Annotated in this window: 18 protein-coding genes; 10 read left to right on the top strand and 8 right to left on the bottom strand. The window is 58.8% G+C overall.

Annotation, left to right across the window (positions count from 1 at the left end; genetic code table 11):
- The first annotated feature begins 20 nt into the window (after positions 1 to 20).
- The 5 genes from BD293_RS16445 (at position 21) to msrA (ending at position 5,879) form a co-directional block, all read left to right on the top strand.
- Positions 21 to 506, top strand: a complete 486-nt coding sequence (locus BD293_RS16445; protein ID WP_142083614.1) for a hypothetical protein — start codon at positions 21 to 23, stop codon at positions 504 to 506.
- Between the two features lie 236 nt (positions 507 to 742).
- Positions 743 to 2,779 carry an NADH:flavin oxidoreductase gene (locus tag BD293_RS16440; RefSeq protein WP_142083612.1) on the top strand — a complete coding sequence of 679 codons (2,037 nt, stop codon included), beginning with the start codon at positions 743 to 745 and terminating at the stop codon, positions 2,777 to 2,779.
- Between the two features lie 23 nt (positions 2,780 to 2,802).
- Complete coding sequence (locus BD293_RS16435) at positions 2,803 to 4,038, top strand: aromatic ring-hydroxylating oxygenase subunit alpha (RefSeq protein WP_142083610.1); 1,236 nt, start codon at positions 2,803 to 2,805, stop codon at positions 4,036 to 4,038.
- A gap of 4 nt (positions 4,039 to 4,042) precedes the next feature.
- Positions 4,043 to 5,116 carry an FAD-binding oxidoreductase gene (locus BD293_RS16430; protein WP_142083608.1) on the top strand — a complete coding sequence of 358 codons (1,074 nt, stop codon included), beginning with the start codon at positions 4,043 to 4,045 and terminating at the stop codon, positions 5,114 to 5,116.
- 136 nt (positions 5,117 to 5,252) lie between these two features.
- Entirely contained in the window at positions 5,253 to 5,879 is a 627-nt protein-coding gene (msrA, locus tag BD293_RS16425) for a peptide-methionine (S)-S-oxide reductase MsrA (protein ID WP_142083606.1), read from the top strand.
- On the opposite strand, the gene BD293_RS16420 is transcribed toward msrA, so the two are convergent.
- Together BD293_RS16420 and BD293_RS16415 are read right to left on the bottom strand one after the other, a co-directional pair.
- Positions 5,859 to 6,737 carry a ribokinase gene (locus tag BD293_RS16420; RefSeq protein ID WP_142083605.1) on the bottom strand — a complete coding sequence of 293 codons (879 nt, stop codon included), beginning with the start codon at positions 6,735 to 6,737 and terminating at the stop codon, positions 5,859 to 5,861. The two genes, msrA and BD293_RS16420, sit on opposite strands and share 21 nt — an antisense overlap.
- Before the next feature lie 11 nt (positions 6,738 to 6,748).
- Entirely contained in the window at positions 6,749 to 9,004 is a 2,256-nt protein-coding gene (locus BD293_RS16415; RefSeq protein WP_142083603.1) for an NADP-dependent malic enzyme, read from the bottom strand.
- Positions 9,005 to 9,240: 236 nt separating this feature from the next.
- On the opposite strand from BD293_RS16415, the gene mutS reads away from it, so the two are divergent.
- Positions 9,241 to 11,850 carry a DNA mismatch repair protein MutS gene (gene mutS, locus BD293_RS16410; RefSeq protein ID WP_170207205.1) on the top strand — a complete coding sequence of 870 codons (2,610 nt, stop codon included), beginning with the start codon at positions 9,241 to 9,243 and terminating at the stop codon, positions 11,848 to 11,850.
- Between the two features lie 72 nt (positions 11,851 to 11,922).
- On the opposite strand, the gene BD293_RS16405 is transcribed toward mutS, so the two are convergent.
- Positions 11,923 to 12,501 (bottom strand): nucleotide exchange factor GrpE, encoded by a 579-nt coding sequence (locus BD293_RS16405; RefSeq protein WP_142083601.1) that lies wholly within the window; start codon positions 12,499 to 12,501, stop codon positions 11,923 to 11,925.
- A gap of 19 nt (positions 12,502 to 12,520) precedes the next feature.
- A complete protein-coding gene (hrcA, locus tag BD293_RS16400; protein WP_142083598.1) occupies positions 12,521 to 13,600 on the bottom strand; it encodes a heat-inducible transcriptional repressor HrcA in 1,080 nt (359 codons plus the stop codon).
- 134 nt (positions 13,601 to 13,734) lie between these two features.
- On the opposite strand from hrcA, the gene rph reads away from it, so the two are divergent.
- The 4 genes from rph to hemW are packed head-to-tail and all read left to right on the top strand — an operon-like array spanning position 13,735 to position 16,581.
- Complete coding sequence (gene rph / locus BD293_RS16395) at positions 13,735 to 14,448, top strand: ribonuclease PH (protein WP_142083596.1); 714 nt, start codon at positions 13,735 to 13,737, stop codon at positions 14,446 to 14,448.
- Positions 14,445 to 15,053: a non-canonical purine NTP pyrophosphatase gene (locus tag BD293_RS16390; RefSeq protein WP_142083594.1), complete on the top strand. Its 609-nt coding sequence runs from the start codon at positions 14,445 to 14,447 to the stop codon at positions 15,051 to 15,053. Before rph ends, BD293_RS16390 begins: the two co-directional genes overlap by 4 nt.
- Positions 15,050 to 15,424 carry a RidA family protein gene (locus tag BD293_RS16385; RefSeq protein ID WP_142083592.1) on the top strand — a complete coding sequence of 125 codons (375 nt, stop codon included), beginning with the start codon at positions 15,050 to 15,052 and terminating at the stop codon, positions 15,422 to 15,424. The genes BD293_RS16390 and BD293_RS16385 overlap by 4 nt, the downstream gene beginning before the upstream one ends.
- 2 nt (positions 15,425 to 15,426) lie before the next feature.
- The gene (gene hemW, locus BD293_RS16380; protein WP_142083590.1) at positions 15,427 to 16,581 is read left to right on the top strand and encodes a radical SAM family heme chaperone HemW; all 1,155 of its coding nucleotides are present in this window, start codon (positions 15,427 to 15,429) and stop codon (positions 16,579 to 16,581) included.
- Here hemW and BD293_RS16375 read toward each other — a convergent pair.
- The 4 genes from BD293_RS16375 to mnmG are packed head-to-tail and all read right to left on the bottom strand — an operon-like array spanning position 16,571 to position 20,733.
- The gene (locus tag BD293_RS16375; RefSeq protein ID WP_142083588.1) at positions 16,571 to 17,443 is read right to left on the bottom strand and encodes a ParB/RepB/Spo0J family partition protein; all 873 of its coding nucleotides are present in this window, start codon (positions 17,441 to 17,443) and stop codon (positions 16,571 to 16,573) included. The two genes, hemW and BD293_RS16375, sit on opposite strands and share 11 nt — an antisense overlap.
- The gene (locus tag BD293_RS16370; protein ID WP_142083586.1) at positions 17,440 to 18,264 is read right to left on the bottom strand and encodes a ParA family protein; all 825 of its coding nucleotides are present in this window, start codon (positions 18,262 to 18,264) and stop codon (positions 17,440 to 17,442) included. The genes BD293_RS16375 and BD293_RS16370 overlap by 4 nt, the downstream gene beginning before the upstream one ends.
- Positions 18,248 to 18,865 carry a 16S rRNA (guanine(527)-N(7))-methyltransferase RsmG gene (rsmG, locus tag BD293_RS16365; protein ID WP_142083584.1) on the bottom strand — a complete coding sequence of 206 codons (618 nt, stop codon included), beginning with the start codon at positions 18,863 to 18,865 and terminating at the stop codon, positions 18,248 to 18,250. Before rsmG ends, BD293_RS16370 begins: the two co-directional genes overlap by 17 nt.
- Entirely contained in the window at positions 18,862 to 20,733 is a 1,872-nt protein-coding gene (mnmG, locus tag BD293_RS16360) for a tRNA uridine-5-carboxymethylaminomethyl(34) synthesis enzyme MnmG (RefSeq protein ID WP_142083581.1), read from the bottom strand. The genes rsmG and mnmG overlap by 4 nt, the downstream gene beginning before the upstream one ends.

The following is a 20,733-nucleotide window of genomic DNA, read 5'->3' as shown; positions in this document are numbered from 1 at the left end:
CCAACTTGAAAGGACATGAGATGAAACTGCGGAAAATACTGGCTTCTGGCCTTATTGCGCTGCTGGGCACAACGTCGCTTGCCAGCGCGTTGGATATCTCGGAAGTAGATGTGTCAGCCGATCTGACCACAATCGAAAATCCACAGGCTGCGGAATTCTGGAATACTCTCGAAGCTGATCTGGAATCTGCAATCCTTGAGCTTGTGGCAGATGAGATCGTCGATGAGGGCGCGCGCGTTGTCGTCAACATCGAGAGCTTTTCGATCAATGATGCGGCGGACGCCACCTTTTCAATGGAGAACGCGGCGCTGATCGGGCGTATTCATGTAATCAATCTGGAAAACAACGCTGAATTCAACAGTTTTGAATTAAGCGTCAGCATTGAAGGCATGACTGTCGCAGACGAGAGCGGCACACCGGTTATCGTGGCGCAGATGGAACCGGAAATGGCCTATGAAACTCTGGTCAGCAGCTTTGCAGAGAATGTTGTCGAACGACTCGAATAACCAAAGGCTGCAATGAACAGATTGACAGAGGGCCGGTTGGCCCCCTTTTGCATGGGCAGGCCCGCGTTTCTGCATTGCTTCGTCCGGGGCATAAGATGACACCCGCATACGCGCGTAAATTCGTACATATCCTTGTGAAATGCCGCTGACAGCCACCAATATGCCGCTGTGCGGCGTGTGGGTTTCGCCAATCACAGCAAATTGGGCCCGAGCAGTCAGCCACAAGGTCGCGTCCCATGTCGAACGATCCCCTCTTGCAGCCTTACCGCCTGAAGCACCTGACCTTGCGCAACCGGATCATGACCACAGCGCATGAACCCGCCTATCCCGAAGATGGTATGCCCAAGGACCGCTACCGCGCCTATCATGAGGTGCGCGCGAAAGCAGGGGTGGCGCTGACAATGACCGCAGGGTCTGCCGCCGTGTCGCGCAACTCGCCGCCCGTCTTCAATAACATTCTGGCCTATAAGGATGAGGTTGTGCCCTGGATCAGGCGGCTGACCGATGCCTGCCATGAGCATGGCTGCGCAGTCATGATCCAGTTGACCCATCTGGGGCGACGCACCCATTGGGCCAAGGGCGACTGGCTGACCGCTGTCAGCCCCAGCCACCAGCGCGAAGCCGCGCACCGCGCCTTTCCCAAGCAGTTGGAAGACTGGGACATTGCCCGCATCATTACCGATTACGCCGATGCCGCCGAGCGCATGCAGGCAGGCGGCATGGATGGCATTGAATTGCAGGCCTATGGCCATTTGATGGACCAGTTCTGGTCGCCCCTGACCAACACGCTGGACGGCCCCTATGGCGGCGATCTGGACAACCGCTTGCGTTTCACTTGGGAAGTGCTGGACGCCATCCGCGCGCGGGTGGGCGCTGAGTTCATCGTCGGCATCCGCTACACCGCCGATGAAACGCTGGAGGGCGGGATCTCCGTGGCCGAGGGGCTGGAGATCTCGCGCAAGCTGGCTGACAGCGGCAAGGTCGATTTCCTGAATGTCATTCGTGGCCATATCGACACCGATGCGGGCCTAACGGATGTCATTCCGGTGCAGGGCATGGCATCCGCGCCGCACTTAGATTTCGCAGGCACAATCCGGCGCGAAACCGGTATGCCCACCTTTCACGCCGCGCGCATCCCCGATGTGGCAACCGCGCGCCATGCGATCAGTTCCGGCCTGTTGGATATGGTGGGCATGACCCGCGCGCATATGGCCGACCCGATGATCGTGCAAAAGATCGTTGAGGGGCGCGAGCATGACATCCGCCCCTGTGTCGGCGCGAATTACTGCCTTGACCGGATTTATGCCGCTGGTGATGCGCTCTGCCTGCATAACCCCGCCACGGGCCGCGAATTGACCATGCCGCATGAGGTGGCCCCCGCACCTGTGCGCAAGAAGGTGGTGATTGTCGGTGCGGGTCCGGCAGGGGTAGAAGCCGCGCGCGTCGCCGCAGAACGCGGGCATGATGTGGTGGTGTTCGAGGCACAGCCAGACCCCGGCGGGCAAATCCGCCTGACCGCCAAAAGCCCGCGCCGCCGCGAGATGATCGGCATTATCGACTGGCGCATGGCCCAATGTGCCGCGCGCGACGTGGTGTTTCACTTCAACACCTATGCCGAGGCGGATGACGTCACGGCCCTGAACCCCGATGTCGTCATCATCGCCACAGGCGGTCTGCCCCATACTGAAGTTTGCGCCACCGGCAACGCCCATGTGGTCAGTTCATGGGATATTATCGCAGGCGATGTGAAACCGGGCACGCGCGTTCTGGTCTATGATGACGCGGGCGATCATGCGGGGCTGCAAGCCGCCGAACTTATCGCCAAAACCGGCGCGCATGTTGAAATCATGACCCCGGACCGCAGCTTCGCCCCCGATGTGATGGCGATGAACCTGGTGCCCTATATGCGCAGCCTGCAAGAACTAGACACGCGCTTCACCGTCACCTACCGCCTGCGCGATGTGGTGAAATCGGGCAATATGCTGACGGCTGTGATTGGCACGGACTATTCCAGCCATACCGAGCGGCGCGATTTCGATCAGGTCGTGGTCAATCATGGCACCCTGCCGATGGATGAGGTGTATTTCGACCTCAAACCCCGCTCGCGCAACCTTGGCGCGCTGGATCAGGATGCTTTTGTCGAAGGCCGCCCCCAACCCGATGGTCCGAATACGGACGCAAGTTTTGCCCTCTACCGCATCGGCGACGCTGTCGCCGCCCGCAATACCCATGCCGCGATTTATGACGCGTTGCGGCTGGTCAAAGATATCTGAACCCCTCATCAAGGACCACGACTATGGTCAGCAATTCCGATCTGCTTTATCTTCTGATGTCGCGCAAACCGTGGCATTCGCTGCCGCAACCTTTCTACACTGAACCCGATGTCTACCGCGCCGACCTGCGCAATATCTGGCAGCAAGACTGGATATTCGCCGCCCCCAGCGCCGAGTTTCCGAAAACCGGCAGCTATATCACGCTGGAGATTGGCGAGGCGTCCGTGATCGTGGTACGCGGTGCGGACCGTGTGATCCGTGCGTTTCACAATTCTTGCCGCCATCGCGGCAGCCGAATTTGCGCCGCGCATAAGGGAACGGCCCCGAAACTGGTCTGCCCTTATCACCAGTGGACCTATGATCTGGATGGCAAACTGCTCTGGGCGCGCGAGATGGGCACGGATTTCGACCCTTCCGCGCATGGCCTTGGCCTTGTTCATTGCCGCGAGATCGCGGGAATGGTGTATATTTGTCTGGCCGATCAGGCCCCCGCGACCGATATGCTGGAAGCACAGGCCGCGCGCTATCTTGGCCCGCATGATGTGGCGAACCTGAAAGTGGCGCACCAGTCCAGCATCATCGAGCAAGCCAACTGGAAGCTGGTGCTGGAGAATAACCGCGAATGCTATCACTGCTCTGGCTCGCACCCGTCGTTATGCGTGACCTTCCCCGATGACCCCAACCTTGTGGGGGCGGATGACAGCACCACCAGCAATATGGGCCGCGCCCATGTGGACCGCTGCGAAGCGGCTGGCCTGCCCGCAAAATACCTGATCGACCCGTCCGAGCGGTGGCGTTTCGTGCGTATTCCGTTTTTGGGAAAGGGTGTCAGCTACACGCTGGATGGCAAGGCGGCGGTGTCAAAACGCGTAGGCAATGTGCCCTTCGACAATGCCGGAACATGCCTGTTCTTCCACTACCCCAACACGTGGAACCACTTTCTGTCAGACCATGTCCTGACCTTCCGCGTGCTGCCCATCGGCCCGCAGCAAACGCAGGTCACAACCACATGGCTGGTCCACAAGGACGCCGAAGAAGGGCGCGATTATGATCTGAAGCGCCTGACCGAAGTCTGGACCGCCACCAATGACGAAGACCGCCGCATCGTTGAGGAAAACCAGCGCGGCATCAACTCGCCCGCCTATTTGCCCGGTCCCTATAGCAAGGTTCAGGAAGGGGGCGTGAACCAGTTTGTCGACTGGTATTGCCGCGCCATGCACACGGCTCTGATGGGCGCTGCCCGTATCGCGGCGGAGTAAGCGCATGATCCCGATGCCGACCAAGGACAGCCCTGTCTGGCGCGACAGCGAAATGTTGGAATGCGTGGCCGTTTTGCCCGAAACGCCGGATGTGAAGACCTTTGTCTTCCGTCCCCCCTCGGGGGCGATGTTCGTCTACCGGGCAGGACAGTTCCTGACGTTGGACCTGCCCTTGCCCGGTGGCAATGTGCAGCGCACCTTCACGATTTCCTCGTCGCCAGTCACGGCGGCCTATATCAGCATCACGGCCAAATTGCAGCCCGACTCGGTCGGTACGCGCTGGATGCATGCGCATTTGTGCGCGGGCATGCGGGTGCGCGCCTTCGGGCCTGCCGGTTACTTTCATCTGCCACCGCAGCCTGATGGTAAATATCTGTTCATCTCGGCCGGGTCGGGTGTCACCCCCATGATGTCGATGGCCACCACGCTGTTTGAACGCGGCGAAGACCCGGACATCTGCTTTATCCAATGCGCGCGGCGGCCAAGTGACCTGATTTTCCGGCGCAGGCTGGAATACATGGCCTCTCGTGTTTCGGGCTTGGGGCTGCATTTCGTGGTCAGCAAGCCCGAACCCTATGAGGTTTGGACCGGCTATCGCGGGCAGTTCAACCAGTTGATGCTGGGTCTGATGTGCAATGACTATCTGGACCGCCATGTCTATTGCTGCGGGCCGGAAGAGTTCATGAACTCGGTGCGCGAGATCCTGATCTCGCTGGGGTATGACATGGACCACTACCATCAGGAATCCTTCCATGCACCCGCCGAAAGCGTGGCCGAGATCAAGGAATTTGACGACCCTGTGCCCGATGACAGCGCAGATGCCGAGATTGTCTTTGCGCGGTCCGGCCTGAGTGTTGCATGCACCGAAGGTGACACAGTCATGCAAATGGCGCGCGCGAATGGCTTGCCGGTCGCCTCTGGCTGCAATTTCGGGCTGTGCGGCACCTGCAAGATCCGCAAATTGTCGGGCGAGGTGCATATGGTCCATAATGGCGGCATCACGGAGGAGGATATCGAGCAGGGCTATATTCTGGCCTGCTGCTCCAAGCCGATCGGGCGCGTTGAGGTGGAAGCGTAGCTGTGTGCGCCTGACAGCCTTCAACGCAAGATTTCGGCAAGACTGCGGGCATGTCACCAGAAAGTGACTGCCCCGTGTCACCCGATTGCCTTTCTGCACCGTAATATAGGAAAGTAACCCTACAGAGAGGCGCGCCATGTTCAGAGTTTTTGCAATCCTGCTGCTTGCTGTCGTTGGAATGCCAGCTACTGCCCAGCAAACCGAAACGGCGCTTGTTGCTGGCGGCTGTTTCTGGTGTGTTGAATCCGATTTCCGGCGGGTCGAGGGCGTGACCGATGTGCGCGTGGGCTTTGCGGGCGGAACAACGCCCGACCCCAGCTATGACGACGTGGTGCGCGGGCGCACATCGCATCTGGAATCTGCGATGATCAGTTTCGATCCCGAACAGATCAGCTATGACCAGATCCTGCACATGTTCCTTCGGTCAATTGATGTGCTGGATGATGGCGGCCAGTTCTGTGATCGCGGCGCGCATTACACCACGGCAATTTTCGCCACCCCCGATCAGATGGCGCAGGTACAGGCCGCGATAGAGGCTGCCGAAGCGGAATTGGGCCAAAGCATCGTCACACCAGTGCGCGAAGCGGCCCCCTTCTATGAAGCCGAGGAATTTCACCAAAATTACGCCAATTCCGACGAACGCACCCTGACCCGTTTTGGCTGGGTTGAACGCCGTGCCGCCTATAAGGGCTACCGCGAAGGGTGCGGGCGTGACCGCCGCGTGGGCGAGTTGTGGGGCAACTCAGCGCCTTTCATTAATTAACGCCTCTATCTCGGCGCGGGTCGGCATCGCTGCGGCGGTGCCGGGGCGCGACACCTGCATCGCAGCAGCAGCCGCGGCAAAATGCATCGCGTCTTCGGGCGACGCATCCATCGACAAGGCCGCTGCCAGCACACCCGTGAAACAATCGCCTGCGCCTGTGGTGTCGACCACCTGTGTCGGCAAGGCAGGCACGCAAATGTCTGGCGTGCCGCGCGCATGCCAGCTTGCGCCCTCTGCCCCGCGGGTGACGACGACAGTTTCAACAGGCAAATCCTCAAACGGGGTGTTCAGCGCGGCAAGCAGTTGCGCCGCTTCAACCGCATTCACCACAAGCGTGTTGACGAAAGGCAAAACCGCGCGCACGGCCTCTACCTCGAACGGGGCGGCGGAATAGATCACTTCCATGCCCAGCCCCATTGCTGCGCGCGCGACTTCAACCTGAAACGCTGTTTCATTCTGTAGCAACAGAATATCGCCCAGCGCTGCATGTTCCAACGCAGCCAGAACAGGGGCCAGTGCAATCGCGCGATTGGCGCCAGCGTCAATAATGATGGCATTCTCACCCAAAGGGTCCACCATAATCACGGCATGGCCAGTCGGTGTCTCAACCTGCTGGACCCCCTCACACAGCACCCCGTAGCCCGCCAGTCCGGCAAGAGCGCGCGCACCGTCAGGCCCGACAGCCCCAAGATGGCGCACACGCGCGCCCGCCCGCGCCGCAGCAACGGATTGATTGGCCCCCTTACCCCCAAGTTCCGCCCGGACTGTGGTTGCAGCAAGTGTTTCACCGGGCACTGGCAAATGCGGCAGCGCATAGAAATGGTCAATATTGATCGACCCGAAACACCAGACAGTCACGTTATTCCCTTTCAGACAATCTCGCAGGCCGCCATGACCGCCATATTGACAATGTCATTCACGGTCGAACCTGTCGAGCAGATCTGAATGGGTTTTGGCACACCGGCCAGAATTGGCCCGATCACCGTCGCCCCGGCCATTTCCTGCATCAGCTTCACCGAGATAGACGCCGAGTGCCGTGCAGGCACGACCAGAATATTCGCAGGCCCCGACAGGCGCGAGAACGGATAATGCGCCGCCGCCGTAGGGTTCAGCGCCACATCGACGGTCATTTCGCCCTCATACTCGAAATCCACACCGCGCGCGTCCAGAATACGCGGCGCAAGATGCATCTTTTCCGCGCGTTCTGAAATGGGATAGCCGAAGGTTGAAAAGCTGACAAAGGCGACGCGTGGCTCCAACCCCAGATGGCGCGCGACAGATGCCGCACGCGTGGCGATATCGGCAAGATCGGTGTCGCTGGGCCATTCATGCACCAATGTATCGGCAATCAGCACGATCCGCCCATTGTGCAACAGCGCTGTCACCCCCGCCACGCCATCCTTGGCGCGCGCATCAAACACATGGTTGATCAGCCCCAGCACATGCGCCGATTTGCGCGTGGCCCCTGTGACCAGCGCATCGCCATGCCCATGTGCCAGCATCAGCGCGGCAAAGACATGACGGTTGCGCGCCGCCAGACGGTGCACATCCTTCAGGTCATGGCCCTGCCGTTGCAAACGCTCATAGAGGAACGTTTTGTATGTCTCCAGATTACGGGTATTTCCGGCATTGACGACCGAGAGTTCACGCACAGCATCACCCAAGCCCGCCGCTTCCAGCTTGGCGCGGACATCCTCTTCGCGCCCGACAACCAGCGCCTGACCGTAACCGCCGCGCTGATAGCCGACAGCGGCGCGCAAGACGCGCTCGTCATCGCCCTCGGCAAAAATCATGCGCGATTGCTTTTGTTTGGCGCGGGCATGGATTGATTGCAGAATGCTGGCGGTCGGGTCCATCCGCGCTTTCAGCGCTTGGGTATACCCGTCCATGTCAATGATCGGTCGGCGCGCGACACCTGTATCCATGCCCGCCTTGGCCACAGCGGGCGGGATCGTATGGATCAATCGCGGATCAAACGGCGTCGGAATGATATAGTCGCGCCCGAATGTCAGCTTGCGCCCATAGGCCATAGCGACCTCATCAGGCACATCCTCGCGCGCCAGTTCGGCCAAGGCGCGCGCGCAGGCGATTTTCATCTCGTCATTGATGGCACGCGCATTGATGTCCAGCGCGCCCCGAAACAGATAGGGAAACCCCAAAACATTGTTCACCTGATTGGGGTAATCGCTGCGCCCTGTGGCCACAATCGCATCGGCACGCACCGCCTGCGCTTCTTCCGGTGTGATTTCGGGATCGGGGTTTGCCATAGCAAAGATCACCGGATTATCGGCCATGCTGGCAACCATTGCAGGCGTCACAGCGCCCTTGGCCGAGACGCCCAGAAACACGTCCGCGCCCACCATCGCCTGTTCCAGCGTGCGGGCATCGGTACGGGCGGCATGGGCGGATTTCCATTGGTTCATGCCCTCGGTCCGGCCCTGCCAGATCACGCCCTTGGTGTCGCACATGATGCAATTGTCGTGCAAAGCGCCCATCGACTTGATCAACTCAAGGCACGCAATGCCCGCTGCCCCTGCGCCGTTCAGGACTATCTTGCAGTCCTTGATTTGCTTGCCGGACAATTCCAGCGCATTTATCAGCCCTGCCGCGCAAATGACCGCTGTGCCGTGCTGGTCGTCATGGAATACCGGAATATCCATGATCTCTTTCAGGCGCTGCTCGATGATGAAACATTCGGGCGCCTTGATATCTTCAAGGTTGATCCCGCCAAAGGTCGGCCCCATCAACCTGACCGCCTGAATAATCTCGTCAGGGTCTTCAGTATCCAGCAAAATATCAATCGCGTTCACATCTGCAAACCGCTTGAACAAAACCGCCTTGCCTTCCATCACGGGCTTGGAGGCCAATGCACCAAGGTTGCCCATGCCCAAAATAGCGGTCCCGTTCGACACCACGGCCACCATATTGCCCTTGGCCGTGTAATCATAAGCGGCCTGCGGATCATCTGCGATGGCCTGCACTGGCACCGCAACACCGGGGCTGTAGGCCAGCGACAAATCTGCCTGCGTCGCCATGGGCTTGGACGCGGTGATGGCATATTTTCCGGGCGTGGGCAGATGATGATAGGCAAGCGCCTGCTCATCCGTAAATTTATTGCGGGACATGGGCGCGCCTCCTCCTTGAATGAACCTTTCTTAAACACTCGGGCAGGCAGGGACAACAAAGGCTGAGAGCTGTTTGCGCTGTCAAACCCGCGCTGTTGGCCGAGAGTGCAGAAATTGCGGCCAGCAATAGGCCAGAACCTGTATGTTCACCCCCTTCCCCCTGCCCTGTGCTTTCGTTACCTTCCGCGCAAAATCGCAACGTGAAGGACTGCCTGTTGACCGACACTGTCACCCCGATGATGGCCCAATATCTACAGGTCAAGGCGCAGCACCCTGATGCGCTGCTGTTCTACCGCATGGGCGATTTCTACGAGTTGTTCTTTGACGATGCTGTCGCCGCTGCCGCTGCCCTTGATATTGCGCTGACCAAACGCGGCAAGCATCTGGGCGAAGATATTGCCATGTGCGGCGTGCCCCATCATGCCTCTGAGGGGTATTTGCTGACGCTGATCCGCAAGGGGTTTCGCGTGGCGATTGCCGAGCAGATGGAAACCCCTGAACAGGCGAAAAAGCGCGGGCATAAATCGGTGGTGAACCGCGATGTGGTGCGGCTTGTCACCCCCGGCACGCTGACCGAAGACTCGCTTCTGGATGCGCGCCGCCACAATTTCCTTGCCGCCTTTGCCGAGCTGCGCGACGAAGGCGCGCTGGCTTGGGCCGATATCTCGACCGGGCAGGTGCGCGTTATGCCCTGCAACCGCACCCGCCTTGGGCCGGAACTTGCGCGCCTTGCCCCGCGCGAATTGCTGGTCACAGATGCCCGCAGCGAAGAAATCCGGCCCATTGCCGAAGATATGGGTGCGGCGCTGACAGGGCTTGCCGCCTCCAGCTTTGACAGTCAGACGGCAGTGTCGCGCCTCTGTGCGCTGTATAAGGTGCAATCGCTGGATGGTTTCGGGCAATTCAGCCGCGCGGAACATGCCGCCCTTGGCGCGCTGGTCGATTATCTGGACATGACCCAGCGTGGCAAGCTGCCGCTGTTGCAACCCCCCGTCCGCGATGCCGCCGAAGAGTTGGTGCAGATCGACGCGGCCACACGGCGCAATCTGGAACTGACGCAATCGCTGTCCGGCACCCGCGAAGGCGCGCTGTTGCATGCGATTGATCATACCGTCACTGCTGCGGGCGCGCGGCTTCTGGAACGGCGTCTTGCCTCGCCCTCGCGCAGGCTGGACACGATTATGGAACGTCAGGACGCCGTGACCTTTCTGCATGGCAGCACCCGCCTGCGCACTGATCTGCGCACCGCCCTGAAAGAAGTGCCCGATCTGGACCGCGCCCTGTCGCGCCTGTCGCTGGACCGCGCAGGCCCGCGCGATCTGGGGGCAATCCGCAATGCGATTGCGCAGGCGATTGATATTGCCGCCCTGTTGGAGCAGCACGAAGCGCCTGCCCTTTTGGCCAGCGCGGCCCAAGCGCTGCAAGGGCATGACACCCTGCTGAACCTGCTCGACACTGCCCTGATCGCATCCCCGCCGCTTCTGGCCCGCGATGGCGGCTTCATCGCGCCGGGCCATGACGCCGATCTTGATGAGGCCCGCCAGTTGCGCGACGAAGGGCGCAACGTCATTGCGCAGATGCAGGCCGAGTATACCCGCGATACCGGCATTACATCGTTGAAGATAAAGCATAATAACGTGCTGGGCTATTTCATCGAAGTCACCGCCACCCATGCCGAGCGTATGCTGTCGGAACCGCTTTCGGCCCGCTATATCCACCGCCAGACCACGGCCAATCAGGTGCGGTTTACCACGGTTGACCTATCGGAAATGGAAACCCGCATTCATAACGCCGGGTCGCGCGCGTTAGAGATTGAAAAGCGCCTGTTTGCAGAATTGCGCAGCGCCATTCTTGCGCGTGCCGCCGAACTTGCCCAGACCGCGCGGGCCTTGGCCGAGATTGATCTCGCCGCAGGGTTGGCAGATATCGCGCAGGCCGCGCAGTGGTGCGCCCCGAAACTACACCAATCGCGCGTGTTCGAGATAGAACGCGGGCGTCATCCGGTGGTCGAGGCCGCACTGGCGCGCACAGGCCAGCCCTTCATTGCCAATGACTGCACCCTGAGCGCCGAGGAGGGTGCTGCCATCTGGCTGCTGACCGGTCCGAATATGGCAGGTAAATCCACCTTTCTGCGTCAGAACGCGCTGATCGCCATTCTGGCGCAGATGGGCGCGTGGGTGCCCGCCACTTCTGCCCAGATCGGGCTGGTCAGTCAGGTTTTCAGCCGCGTGGGGGCCAGTGATGATCTGGCACGGGGGCGCTCGACCTTTATGGTGGAAATGGTCGAGACTGCCGCAATCCTAAATCAGGCCGATGACCGCGCGCTGGTGATCCTCGATGAAATCGGGCGTGGCACGGCCACATATGACGGGCTGTCGATTGCATGGGCCACGCTGGAACACCTGCATGACGTAAACCGCGCCCGCGCGCTGTTTGCCACACATTACCATGAAATGAGCGCGCTGGCCGGTCGTCTGCAATGTGTTGAAAACGCCACTGTGACTGTCAAGGAATGGGAAGGCGATGTCATCTTCCTGCATGAGGTCAAGCGCGGCGCGGCAGATCGCAGCTACGGCGTGCAGGTGGCGCGGCTGGCAGGGCTGCCCGATACCGTGATTGCGCGGGCGCGCGAGGTGCTGAGTGCGCTGGAACAGGGCGAGGCAGGCACCAAGCCCAAAGCCCTGATTGACGATTTGCCCTTATTCTCGGCCGCGCGCGCACCTGCGCCACAAAAGCCAGCCACACCACCCGCGTTGGAGCGGCTTGCGCAGATCAACCCGGACGGGCTGACACCGAAAGAAGCGCTTGATCTGATGTATGAGTTGCGCGCACTGACCAAGCCATAGCCGTTTATTCTGTGCCAGAAAAAGGGGGCGAATTGCCCCCTTTATTCAATCCCAGTCATAACCAAGGCGCGTCTAGCTTGCGGGCGTTGACGATACCCCGACATGCGCGGGCCGCAGCAATTGGTCATGCAGCATGAACCCTTCGGCCATGACCTGAATGATCTGCCCTGCCTTGAAATCGGGCACGGGTGCTTCGAACATGGCCTGATGCGAATGGGGATCAAACATCTCGCCCACTTCCGGGCTGATCCGCTGCACGCCGTGCTTGCCAAGAATATTGCTCAGCTCGCGCAACGTCAGCTCTACCCCTTCGACCAGACCGGGGGCTGCGGCGCGGGTATCTTCATTCACGGCATTCAGCGCGCGGGTCAGATTGTCGTAAACCGGCAGCATGTCGCGTGCGATTTTCGAGCCGCCGTAAAGCTGCGCATCGCGGCGGTCTTTCTCGGCACGTTTGCGGCTGTTCTCGGCATCGGCCAATGCACGGATCATGCGGTCGCGCATTTCATCGCGCTGCGCGATCAACTCGTCAATCTCGACCTCCAGCGCGCTGATGGGGTCTTGCGCCATTTCGGCGTCGTTGTGCATGTCCTGATTTAGATCGTCTTGAATATCAGGGTCCACTTCGGGGCTTGGCTTTGGGTCGGCCATAATCTTCCCTTTTCCTTCGTTATTCTGTGCGCCGGTCTGTCAGCATTCGGCCAACAAGCTGCGCTGTGTAATCGACAATCGGTACGATGCGCCCGTAATTCAACCGCGTCGGGCCAATCACACCAACAGCACCAATGATCTTGCGTTCTGCGTTCATATAAGGGGAAACCACCAAAGTTGAACCCGTCAGCGAAAAAAGACGGTTTTCAGCCCCGATAAAGATGCGAACCCCCTCGCCCTGTTCGGTGAGTTCCAGAAATTCCGTGATGTCACGCTTTCGCTCCAGATCGTCAAACAGGGTTCGGATGCGCTCGATATCTTCAGCAGGCGCGCCTTCGTCAAGCAGATTCGCACGTCCCCGGACAATCAGGCGCTCTTGCAGCTCGCCTTCGCTTTCCCAGATCGCCAAACCCTGCTCGACCAGCGTGGCCGCCAATGCATCAATCTCGCGCCGGTTGCGCGCTATCTCAGAGCGGAACCGCTCCAACAAAGAAGTGACGGTTGCCCCTTCGATCATGGAATTCAGGTAATTCGCCGCCTCGCGCATGGCCGAAGGTGTCATGCCCTTGGGCGGGGTAAACAGCCTGTTCTCGACATGTCCGTCGGCAAAAACCAGAACCACCAGCGCACGGTCAGCAGCAAGCGAGACAAATTCGATATGCTTGATCGCAGCTTCATGCTTGGGTGACAGCACAAGCGACGCGCCTTGTGTGATGCCACTCAATGCGCCGCCCACCTTTTCCAGCAAACCCGACACATCGCGTTCATTGCTGCCAAGGGTCGAATCCAGTTTTTCGCGGTCGCGGTGGTCCAAAGGTGCCACTTCCAGCAGGGAGTCCACGAACAGCCGCAAACCCAGATTGGTGGGAATACGCCCCGCAGAGATATGCGGGCTGTCCAGCAGCCCCAGAAACTCCAGATCCTGCATGACATTGCGCACAGTCGCAGCCGAGACTTTCTCGCTCATATCCCGCGTCAGGGTCCGCGAGCCGACAGGATGGCCAGAATGCAAATACCCCTCGACCACACGGCGAAACACCTCGCGCGAGCGGTCGTTCATTTCTTCCAGCAGTTGTGGCGCATCAAGTGTCTTGCGCATTTCAAACTCCAACGGCTTGGACCAGCCTGTAATTTCAAAGCACTTGAAAACTGCGCCAGTTTCAAGGGCAATCAGGCTTGCATCCGCCCTATTCGGCCCTGTATCGAAGCACGGTACCCAAGTAAGGATAGACCATGCGCCCGTCAGGTAGAAATCTAGACACCATCCGCACAATTTCAATCGAGCCGAACGTGACCAAACATGCCGAAGGCTCTTGCATGATTTCGATGGGCGACACGAAAGTCCTGTGTACAGCCTCGCTCGAAGATCGCACACCCCCATTCTTGCGCAATACAGGCCTTGGCTGGGTCACGGCTGAATATGGCATGTTGCCGCGCTCCACCAATACCCGGATGCGACGCGAAGCGGCGTCGGGCAAGCAACAGGGCCGGACTGTGGAAATCCAGCGCCTGATCGGCCGCGCCCTGCGCGCCTGCGTCGACCGCTCGGCGCTTGGCGAGCGCCAGATCACCATTGACTGCGATGTGATCCAAGCCGATGGCGGCACGCGTTGCGCGGCCATCACTGGCGGCTGGGTGGCGCTGCGTCTGGCCGTGAACAAGCTGCTGAAAGCGGGCGATGTCGTTTCTGACCCAATCACCGAACATCTGGCTGCGGTGTCTTGCGGCATCTATGCAGGCCAGCCAGTCCTTGATCTGGACTACGCCGAAGACAGCACCGCAGGCGTGGATGGCAATTTCATCCTGCTGGGGACCGGTCGTCTGGTCGAGGTGCAGATGAGCGCCGAAGGTGCCACCTTCTCGCGCATGGAAATGGATCAGCTTCTGAACCTTGCCGAAAAGGGTGTGGGCGAATTGATTGCGGCCCAGAAAGCGGCGATTATATGAGGAAGTTCAGCGGAAAAACCCTACTGGTTGCCACGCATAACGCAGGCAAGCTGGAAGAATTCCGCCAGATCATGACGCCCTTGGGGATAACCGTCACCTCGGCGGCGGAACATGATCTGCCAGAACCCGTTGAAACCGAAGACAACTTTATCGGCAATGCCCGTATCAAGGCACATGCTGCTGCCAAGGCAACGGGCTTGCCGGCGCTGGCGGATGATTCCGGTCTGGAAGTGGCCGCACTGGACGGTGCACCGGGTGTTTACACTGCCGATTGGGCTGAAACCCCGAATGGGCGCGATTTTGCGATGGCAATGGAGAAAACCCATGCAAAACTGATCGCGGCGGGCGCGGCCCAGCCTTGGCGTGCGCGGTTTTGCTGCACATTGGTGCTGGCTTGGCCGGATGGACATGACGAGGTGTTTGAAGGCTATGCGAACGGGCAGTTGGTCTGGCCCCGGCGCGGACAGGACGGGCACGGCTATGACCCCATGTTCCAACCCGCAGGCGAGACGCGCACCTTTGCCGAAATGTCGGCTGATGAGAAGAACACCCTCTCCCACCGTGGCGCTGCGATTACAGCGCTTTTGCAAGGATGTTTCACATGAAACGCATCTCTACCGGTTCCCCCTTTGAAAAAACACTTGGCTTCAGCCGCGCCATCGTCAAAGGTGGCTGGTGTTTCGTCTCGGGCGTCACAGGCTATGATTACAGCACCATGACCATGCCCGAAAGCGCGGCCGATCAGGCGCGCAACTGCTTTGCCACTATCGAAAAGGTGTTGGCAGAGGGCGGCTTCACCCTCGACGATATTGTGCGCGTGCAATACACGCTGACCGATGCTGCGCTGATGGACGAGGTCACACCCGCACTAGGCGCCGCAATGGGCGAGATACGACCGGCGGCAACGATTGTTATTGCAGGGTTAATCAAGCCGGAAATGCTGATCGAAATCGAGGTTACGGCCTTTAAGGGGTAGATATGGACGACTGGCAAAATGGTGGCTTTGGCCTGTATCTTCATTGGCCGTTTTGTCAGTCGAAATGCCCATATTGCGACTTTAACAGCCATGTCGCAGCCGAAATTGACCAGAACGCATGGGAACGCGCCTATCTGTCAGAGATTGACCGCGTGGCCGAGGAAACCAAGGGCCGCTTGCTGAACACGGTTTTTTTTGGCGGCGGCACCCCCTCGCTCATGTCACCCGATCTGGTTGCCACGGTGTTGGAGCGGATCACTGCGCGCTGGACGACCGCCAATGATTTTGAGGTCACGTTAGAAGCGAACCCCGGCTCTGTCGAAGCGGGTCGGTTTCAGGGCTTTGCGCAGGCGGGCGTGAACCGCATTTCCATGGGGATACAAGCGCTGAATGACGAAGATCTGCGCCGACTGGGCCGCCTGCACAGCGTGGCCGAGGCGCGCGTGGCGTTTGATATCGCCCGAGAACAGTTTGACCGCGTCAGTTTCGACCTGATTTATGCGCGCCAGTTCCAAAGCTTGCAGGCGTGGGAGCGGGAGTTGCAAGAAGCGCTGTCCATGGCCGTCGATCACCTGTCGCTGTACCAACTGACCATCGAGCAAGGCACGGCCTTTGGCGAAAGGCACGCAAAAGGCGGGCTAAAAGGGTTGCCTGACGACGATATTTCAGCAGATATGTATCTGTTAACACAGGATATTTGTGCAGCACACGGAATGCCCGCCTATGAGGTGTCCAATCACGCCCGCGCGGGGGCACAGTCGCGCCACAACCTGATCTATTGGCGCTATGGCGATTATGCAGGCATCGGGCCCGGCGCACATGGCCGCCTGACGCGCAACGGAACGCGCATCGCCACACAGACCCCCCTAGCCCCGGCAACCTGGCTGGACCAGGTCTCCCGCACTGGTCATGGAGAACTCGCGCGCGAAACCGTACCTGCGCAGGAGCAGGCGCTGGAATATCTGATGATGAGTATGCGCCTGTCCGAAGGCAGTGATCTGCACCGGTATCAGCAGCTTGCAGGGACCGCCCTGCCATCGGAACGCATCCGCGATCTCATTGAGCAAGGGGTTATAGCGCAGACGGACACCCGGATCATGGCAACAGATCACGGGCGGCCAGTGCTGAATGCAGTGTTGCGGGCGCTTACGTCCTGACCGGCGTGCCGAGGATACCGCACAGGCGGTCAAGCTGTTCCATAGATTGAAAGGTGATCGTCACCTTGCCCCGACCGCCAGCATATTCCAGATCAACAGGCATACCCAGACTCGCCGACAGGTCGTTTTCCAAAGCACGCGTGTCCGCATCTTTACTATAAGCCGTTGATTTTGCTTTCTTACTTGGGCTATATGGGGATTTAAGCAAGCTTTCCGTCTGACGGACAGACAACCCCTCCAGCACGACCTTGCGCGCCAGCATGGCCGGATCATCCGCTGTAATAAGCGCACGTGCATGGCCAGCGGTGAGCTTTCCCTCGCGCACCATAGTCTGCACTTCCGCAGGCAGGGTCAGCAAGCGCATGAGATTGGCAATATGCGAACGGCTTTTGCCCATCGCTTGGGACAGATGCTCTTGCGTATGCCCAAACCGTTCGATCAAGGTCCGGTAGCCCATCGCCTCTTCCACTGGGTTCAGGTCAGCGCGCTGGATATTCTCGATAATACCAACTTCAAGAACCTCGGTATCCGTAAATTCCCGAATGATAACAGGCACTTCATGTACCTGTGCGCGCTGAGCCGCGCGCCAGCGCCGCTCACCCGCAACAATTTCGAACATATCGCCCTTTGGACGCACGATCAGCGGTTGAATGACACCCTTCTCGCGGATGGACATGGCAAGTTCTGCCAGCGCCGTATCATCGAAATGCCGACGCGGCTGGTCGGGATTGGCGACAAGCTTTTCCACAGGCAGGTTCTGTTCGCGCGGACGCTCGGTGCTGGTTGCATCGGGTGTTACTTCGGCCATCAAGGCGGACAGGCCACGGCCCAAACCTCTGCGCTCGGGTTTGCGTTCAGTCATTGGACCACTCCCTCTGAGTGAAGTTTATTGTGCTTTTCAAGAAGTTCAGTGGCCAGATCACGATACGCGATGGCCCCTTTCGACGATGAATCAAAATTCAGAACCGGCATGGCATAAGATGGCGCTTCGCTCAGCCGGACATTCCGCGGAATCATCGTGCGCAACACCAGCTCGCCCAGATTACCGCGCGCGTCTGCTTCAACCTGCTGCGCTAGATTGTTGCGGCGGTCGAACATCGTCAACAAAATCCCCTCGATCCGAAGCGAGGTATTCGCAGTTTCGCGCAGCTCGCGCACCGTCAGCATAAGCTGAGACAGCCCCTCAAGAGCGAAAAACTCTGCCTGCAAGGGCACCAGAACCGACTGCGCCGCAACCATGGCGTTGATCGTCAGCAGGTTCAATGATGGTGGGCAATCCACCAGAATATAGTCGTAGCCCGCCTCTCTGATCTCGGGGTGACGCAAGGCATCGTGCAGCAGATAGCTGCGCCGCGCGCGGGTCATCAATTCGATATCCGCTGATGACAGATCTGTGGTAGCTGGAATGACAGAAAGGTTGTTATGCGGCGTTTGAATGACAATCTCTGACGGGCGGACGCTTGCGAACAAAAAATCATATGTTGTGTATTTGCGCGCCGAGACCTCCAACCCTAGTCCGGTCGACGCATTGCCTTGCGGGTCGAGATCAACCAGCAAAGTCTTCTCGCCACGCTCTGCAAGGGCCGCTGCAAGGTTGATTGCAGTCGTCGTCTTTCCAACCCCGCCTTTCTGATTCGCAATTGCGATGGTTCGGGTGGCTGTCAGATCAGACACGTTTGATATCCTTCAAAATGAGCAATCTCGCCAACGGGTCGGTCTGACTCTCGATAATGGCCTCGCTAAATTGCCATTCTCGCCGCGCCACCGCAAGCTCTTCAGCGTAGTTTTTTCCCTTTGGCAACAGGGCAACACCATCTTTGGCGATATGCCGCGTAACCCAGTCGAGCAATTGCGGCAACGGGGCCAAAGCGCGGGCCGAAACAATATCTGCGTTCTGCGGTGGTGCGGCTTCTGTGCGGGCAACCAGTACGCGCGTATTGAGTTCCAGATCACGTATCGCCGTCGTTAAAAACGCGGCCTTGCGGGCATCACTTTCAACCAGCGTAAACTTGCATTCAGGCAAAAATTGCTTTGCGAGCACTGCACAGACAAGGCCCGGAAGCCCGCCACCAGACCCTAAATCGACCCAATGGCGGGTTGTTGCGGGCGCATGGGTGAAAAGCTGCGCTGAATCCAGAACGTGGCGGTCCCAGAAATCAGGTAATGTAGACGCCGCCACAAGGTTTATATGGGCATTCCACTTGTGAAGCAGCGCCACATAATTCTGAAGGGTGTCATATGTTTCACGTGAAACATCTAACCCGCAGATGGTCACTTCCGTCATGCCGATGCACGATTTTTGCGGTGCTGCAAGCGCGACAACAGGAGCACCAACGCTGCCGGTGTCATCCCGTCTATCCGTGCAGCCTGCGCCAAGGTTTCTGGACGAATACGTGTCAGCTTTCCCGCCAGTTCGTTTGACAGCCCGTTTATCTTTGTGAAATCAAACCCTTCTGGAAAACGCCGGTCTTCATCCGCCTGCAACGCTTTTATCTGCGCATCTTGCCGGTCCAGATAGGAATCATAGACCATTTCTTTCTCGATCTGGCGCTTGGTTGCGTCATCAATTTCTGCAAACTCTGGCACAAGCTGCGTCAGAACATCAAAATTAAATCCCGACAGGCCAAGCAGTGTCAGGGCATTTCTGCGCGTTCCATCTTCGCTGATTTTGTGCCCTGCCCGGTTCAACTGGCCCGGCGTGAATGTAACGGCCCGCATCTTGCCTTTCGCTTTCTCCAGCCGTTCCAGCTTGCCCTCAAATTCCTGTTGCCGCGCCTCAGACACACACCCCAGAGATATGCCCAGCGGCGTCAGCCGTTGGTCAGCGTTATCGGCGCGCAAAGACAATCGATACTCCGCCCGAGAGGTGAACATACGATAAGGCTCCGCCACACCGCGTAGAGTAAGATCGTCGATCATCACGCCAATATAGGACGTTGACCGGCTGAAGGTCACGGCATCGCGGCCATGCGCGAAAAGCGCCGCGTTCAAACCTGCAACCAACCCTTGTGCTGCTGCCTCCTCATAGCCTGTGGTTCCGTTTATCTGGCCGGCAAGGTAAAACCCTTGCATATCCTTCAAACGTAAAGACAGCGTTAATGCTCGTGGGTCGATATAGTCATATTCAATGGCGTAACCCGGCTGAAGGATCGTCACATGCTCTAGCCCGGCAATACTGCGCACATAGGCAGTTTGAACCTCGGCAGGAAGCGAGGTTGAAATGCCATTGGGGTACACCGTATCGTCGTTAAGCCCTTCGGGTTCCAGAAACACCTGATGCGATGTTTTCTCGGCGAATCGCATCACCTTATCTTCTATCGAAGGGCAGTAGCGGGGGCCAACCCCCTCGATATGCCCGCCATACATGGCAGACCGCGACAGGTTATCGCGCACAATCTCATGTGTTCGCTCGTTTGTATGTGTGATCGCGCAGGGAACCTGTGGCGCGATGACGTGGTCTGTCAGAAATGATAAGTACTCTGGTGACTCGTCGCCTTGCTGTTTTTCCAGCATATCCCAGTCAATCGATTTCCCATCAAGCCGAGGGGGTGTGCCGGTCTTTAGGCGACCCATGGGCAGCCCCAAGCCGCGCAGTTGTTGCGCCAATATGCTGGACGCGGCGTTACCCATCCGTCCGGCGGGGAAGCTTTCATCGCCGATAAAGACCTTGCCGCCCAGAAATGTGCCTGTGGTCAGAACGACAGAGCGCGCGTGAATCTCTGCGGTGCCGTTAACTTGGATGCCGACTACAGCGTCACCCCGCTGCAAAAGGGCTGTGACTTCTGCCTCAATTACATCAAGGTTCTGCGCGGCAAGTGTTTCACGTGAAACAATTTCGCGGTATCGCGCGCGGTCCGCTTGGATACGCGGGCCTTGCACAGCGGGACCTTTGGAGCGGTTGAGCAGGCGATATTGAATCGCGGCAAAATCACCCGCGCGGCCCATCAGCCCATCCAAGGCGTCTATTTCACGGACCAGATGCCCCTTGCCCAATCCGCCAATCGCAGGGTTGCAGGACATCACACCAAGATCAGACTTTCTAAATGTGACCAATGCGGTCGCAGCGCCCATCCTCGATGCCGCCAAGGCCGCCTCGACGCCGGCATGTCCACCGCCAACAATAATCACATCATAATGTTTCACGTGAAACAC

Source organism: Roseinatronobacter monicus, assembly GCF_006716865.1.
Lineage (GTDB): Bacteria > Pseudomonadota > Alphaproteobacteria > Rhodobacterales > Rhodobacteraceae > Roseinatronobacter > Roseinatronobacter monicus.
The sequence above is the reverse complement of the archived record's forward strand: the minus strand, read 5'-3'. Positions and strand labels throughout refer to the sequence as shown.

What these genes read in the sequence shown, in the direction of transcription:
- BD293_RS16445 (WP_142083614.1), top strand. Translation starts at nt 21, where the DNA reads ATGAAACTGCGGAAAATACTGGCTTCTGGCCTTATTGCGCTGCTGGGC.
- BD293_RS16440 (WP_142083612.1), top strand. Translation starts at nt 743, where the DNA reads ATGTCGAACGATCCCCTCTTGCAGCCTTACCGCCTGAAGCACCTGACC.
- BD293_RS16435 (WP_142083610.1), top strand. Translation starts at nt 2,803, where the DNA reads ATGGTCAGCAATTCCGATCTGCTTTATCTTCTGATGTCGCGCAAACCG.
- BD293_RS16430 (WP_142083608.1), top strand. Translation starts at nt 4,043, where the DNA reads ATGATCCCGATGCCGACCAAGGACAGCCCTGTCTGGCGCGACAGCGAA.
- msrA (WP_142083606.1), top strand. Translation starts at nt 5,253, where the DNA reads ATGTTCAGAGTTTTTGCAATCCTGCTGCTTGCTGTCGTTGGAATGCCA.
- BD293_RS16415 (WP_142083603.1), bottom strand. Translation starts at nt 9,004, where the DNA reads ATGTCCCGCAATAAATTTACGGATGAGCAGGCGCTTGCCTATCATCAT.
- mutS (WP_170207205.1), top strand. Translation starts at nt 9,241, where the DNA reads ATGATGGCCCAATATCTACAGGTCAAGGCGCAGCACCCTGATGCGCTG.
- BD293_RS16405 (WP_142083601.1), bottom strand. Translation starts at nt 12,501, where the DNA reads ATGGCCGACCCAAAGCCAAGCCCCGAAGTGGACCCTGATATTCAAGAC.
- hrcA (WP_142083598.1), bottom strand. Translation starts at nt 13,600, where the DNA reads ATGCGCAAGACACTTGATGCGCCACAACTGCTGGAAGAAATGAACGAC.
- rph (WP_142083596.1), top strand. Translation starts at nt 13,735, where the DNA reads ATGCGCCCGTCAGGTAGAAATCTAGACACCATCCGCACAATTTCAATC.
- BD293_RS16390 (WP_142083594.1), top strand. Translation starts at nt 14,445, where the DNA reads ATGAGGAAGTTCAGCGGAAAAACCCTACTGGTTGCCACGCATAACGCA.
- BD293_RS16385 (WP_142083592.1), top strand. Translation starts at nt 15,050, where the DNA reads ATGAAACGCATCTCTACCGGTTCCCCCTTTGAAAAAACACTTGGCTTC.
- hemW (WP_142083590.1), top strand. Translation starts at nt 15,427, where the DNA reads ATGGACGACTGGCAAAATGGTGGCTTTGGCCTGTATCTTCATTGGCCG.
- BD293_RS16375 (WP_142083588.1), bottom strand. Translation starts at nt 17,443, where the DNA reads ATGACTGAACGCAAACCCGAGCGCAGAGGTTTGGGCCGTGGCCTGTCC.
- rsmG (WP_142083584.1), bottom strand. Translation starts at nt 18,865, where the DNA reads ATGACGGAAGTGACCATCTGCGGGTTAGATGTTTCACGTGAAACATAT.